This window comes from Actinoplanes sp. NPDC048791 (assembly GCF_040650095.1).
Taxonomy (GTDB): Bacteria; Actinomycetota; Actinomycetes; order Mycobacteriales; family Micromonosporaceae; genus Actinoplanes.
The window spans coordinates 1-3,008 of the sequence record NZ_JBEZGQ010001003.1 but is presented as its reverse complement, the minus strand read 5'-3'; the positions used below and the strand labels follow the sequence as shown (position 1 = coordinate 3,008).

Annotated in this window: 4 protein-coding genes; 1 reads left to right on the top strand and 3 read right to left on the bottom strand. The window is 74.9% G+C overall.

The annotated features are described in order from the left end of the window. On the bottom strand, positions 1-349 hold a 349-nt coding region (locus tag AB0C29_RS41180; RefSeq protein WP_360832613.1), incomplete at its 3' end, for a sigma factor. 140 nt (positions 350-489) lie between these two features. Between AB0C29_RS41180 and AB0C29_RS41175 the strand changes: the two genes are divergently transcribed. After that, positions 490-879: a DUF5994 family protein gene (locus AB0C29_RS41175; protein ID WP_360832610.1), complete on the top strand. Its 390-nt coding sequence runs from the start codon at positions 490-492 to the stop codon at positions 877-879. 12 nt (positions 880-891) lie between these two features. On the opposite strand, the gene AB0C29_RS41170 is transcribed toward AB0C29_RS41175, so the two are convergent. Both AB0C29_RS41170 and AB0C29_RS41165 read right to left on the bottom strand, forming a co-directional pair. Continuing rightward, the gene (locus AB0C29_RS41170) at positions 892-1,950 is read right to left on the bottom strand and encodes a glycosyltransferase (RefSeq protein ID WP_360832607.1); all 1,059 of its coding nucleotides are present in this window, start codon (positions 1,948-1,950) and stop codon (positions 892-894) included. Beyond that, positions 1,947-3,008: glycosyltransferase (locus AB0C29_RS41165; RefSeq protein WP_360832604.1), on the bottom strand; the 1,062-nt coding region annotated here is incomplete at its 5' end. The genes AB0C29_RS41170 and AB0C29_RS41165, both read right to left, overlap by 4 nt.

Sequence of the window (3,008 nt, the reverse complement as noted above, 5' to 3'; positions counted from 1 at the left end):
CCACGCCCGGGGAGTAGTCGTGGCGCGACGGATGCGACCGGGTCCGCGGGTCGTGCTGTTCCCCGGCCCGGCGCGCCGCGACGCCGGTGATCCAGCCGGCCACGTCGGTGCCCGGTGCGGTGTGCAGGTCCGCGGACTGCCACGCCTCCAGGAAGGTGGCCGCCGTGATCTCACCGGCCTCCCGAGGGTCCCCCACCTGTTCCCGGACCACGGTCGTGACGTCCGGCTCAAGGGTGAGGTAGAGCCGGCCGAAGGCGATCTGGTCGCCGGCACTGACCCGCCGGAGCAGCGTCAACAGCCGGGACGGCCGGTCGCGGTACTCGGTCAGGAACACCACCGGGGTGATCAAGGGGCCTTCTCCTGGCGGTGCAGGCGTACTGTTCACAGTGTTTCCCCCTTCACCGGCCTCGGTGGACCTCGTCCCTGCCGTAACTCTCGTTCCTGGTCTGGACCCGTGCCCGACGACGCTCATCGATGACAGGAAGTCCGATGGCACGCTCGACCGACACCCGCACTCCCACCACCGCGCCCCGGCTGTGGCTCGAACCGACCGCAGGCCCCCGCCCGGTGGTGCAGGGCTGCTGGTGGCCCCGGGGCACCGACCCGGCTGCCGAGCTGCCCGGCCTGGTCGAGGCCCTGGACGAGCGGTACGGCCCGATCGTCCGGCTCCGGCTCAGCGCGGCCGGCTGGAGCCGCCGCCCGCACGACGTCGAGGTGGCCGGTCGCATCGTCAGCGTGGGTTACTTCTCCGGCCAGTCCACCGGCCTGCTGACCGCGAGCTGTGCGGGCGGCGGCTCGATCGCGGTACGGGTCGTGCCGTGGGCCGGCGATCTCGAAGCGGACTGGGACGTGCCGGAGGGCCGCATCGCCGCCTCCTGAAGGCCCGGATGATCACCGGGGGGCGGCGCTGAAGCCGGCCACCCCGCGCCCGTGCTGCAGGGTGGCGATGAGCGCGAGCGTCGACTCCGCGCCCTGGTTGAGGTTGGGACCGGCCGGGGTCAGCCCGTCGTAGCCGCCGCCGGTGGCCCGGTCCCACATGACCGCCCCGGTGTCGTTGTCACCGAGGAACCAGCCGATCGACTGCCGTACGCCGTCGTGCCAGCCGGGATCACCGGTGGCCGCGGCCGCGGTCGCACATGCGTCGGCCAGCGCCGCCACCTCGATCGGCTGCTGGTCGTACTGCTGCCGGGCCGTGCCGTGGCGCCAGCCGGCCGCCGGCAGCACCGACAGCCGGCCGTCGACGAGTTGCAGACCGCGCAGCCAGCTCAGCATCCGCAGCCCGGCGGCCCGCAGCGCCTTGTCCTGCTGGGCCGCCCCGGCGAGGATCACGACCTCGGCCAGCGCGGCGCTGGCGTAGGCCAGGTGCCGCCGGGGCCACGACCACAGCGGGTCGGAGTCGGGCCACCCGACGGCCGCGGCAGCATCAGCTAGCAGGGCCGCCGCACCGGGGTGCTTCGGATGCCGGCGCAGCACCTCGGCGGCTCCCAGCCCCGCGAAGGCCATGGCGTGCGGTGCCGGCGAACGGCGGACGGCACTCAGGTCGAAGGCGTACAGCGCCTCCTGCTGGATCCACGGCGCCGTGCTCCGGGCGGCCGCGGTGCCCAGCCCCCACAGGGCACGACCCCACCAGTCACCCAGGCCCGCGTCGTCGGTCCAGCGCCGGTCGTACGAGAGCCGGTTGTGGAACGCGCCGCTGTCGTCCTGCGCGTGGGTCAGGAAGCTCAGATAGACCTCGGCCAGCCGCAGCACCGCCGGTGCCGGGTCCGGCTCCCGGCTGACCACGACCAGCCCGCGGGCGACGTCATCGGTGCAGTAGCCGTGCTCCCGCCGGGGCACGGCGTGCCGGGCGTGCTCCAGCAGGCCGGTGTCGTCGCTCAGCCGCGCCAGGTGGGCGAAGCTGGGGGCCGGAGCCTGCCGGCGCCGGGCCGGGACACCGATGACCGCGGTCACGCCGGTGCCGTGGCCGGCTGCGCCGCATTCGTCATCAGTCCCGCGGCCAGCGCCTCGTAGCGGGCGGCGACCGCCGGCCAGCGCAGGGTGGCGGCGTCGCCGGTGGTCCGGACCAGGGCCGGCTGGGTGAGCACCTTGCGGATGGCGGTGGCCAGCGCCCGGGGATTGCGGTGCGGTACGAGCAGCCCCGGCCCGTCGGTGAGCAGCTCCACCGCGTGCGGGAAGGCGGTGGCGACCACCGGCACACCGGCGGCGACGGCCTCGATCAGCACCCCGGAGGTCACCTGCTCGACGGAGTCGTACGGCAGCACCACCACGTCCGCGGACCGGATCAGCGCGCCGAGAGCCGCGTCGTCGAGATACTGCGACCGGTAGTCGACGGACTGCGCGACCCCGAGCTCGGCGCCGAGCTGGTGCAGGCTCGCCCGGTACGCCTCGCCGTGGCGCTCGAGCACCTTGGGATGGGTCCGCCCGGCGACGGTGTAGACGGGATCGAGGCGGCGCAGGTGCGGCAGTGCCCGGATGGCCCACTCGACGCCCTTGCCCGGGCCGAGCAGACCCCAGGTGAGCAAGTGCGGCCGCGGCCCGCGGACCACCGGCGTACCGGTGTGGTCGGCCGCGCCGTGCGGGATGGCCGACACCTTGGCCGGGTCCACGTCGTAGCCGACGATCAGCCGGTCATGGGCGGTGCCGGTCATGGTGACGACCGCGCCCGCGGCCCCCACGACCTGTTCCAGCACCGACTTCTGCCGGGGCGTGGGCCGGCTCAGCACGGTGTGCAGGACGACGATGCTGGGCACCCGCAGCCGGCGCATCAGCCGCAGCACGTCCGCGCCGTCGGCGCCGGGGTAGATGCCGTACTCGTGCTGGATGATCGCGATGTCGTAGCCGTTGAGGGCGTCGGCGGCGGCCCGCCAGCCGTCGGCGTCATGCCCCGGCCAGGTGTGCGCCACGTCGGGGCCCGGCGGTCCGTCGCCGGCGCCGGACGTCACCCGGACCACGCCGCCCGAGGCCGGACCGGCGGTGAGGGCGGCGGCCAGGGCCGCGTTGAAGGTGGC

What these genes read in the sequence shown, in the direction of transcription:
- AB0C29_RS41175 (WP_360832610.1), top strand. Translation starts at nt 490, where the DNA reads ATGGCACGCTCGACCGACACCCGCACTCCCACCACCGCGCCCCGGCTG.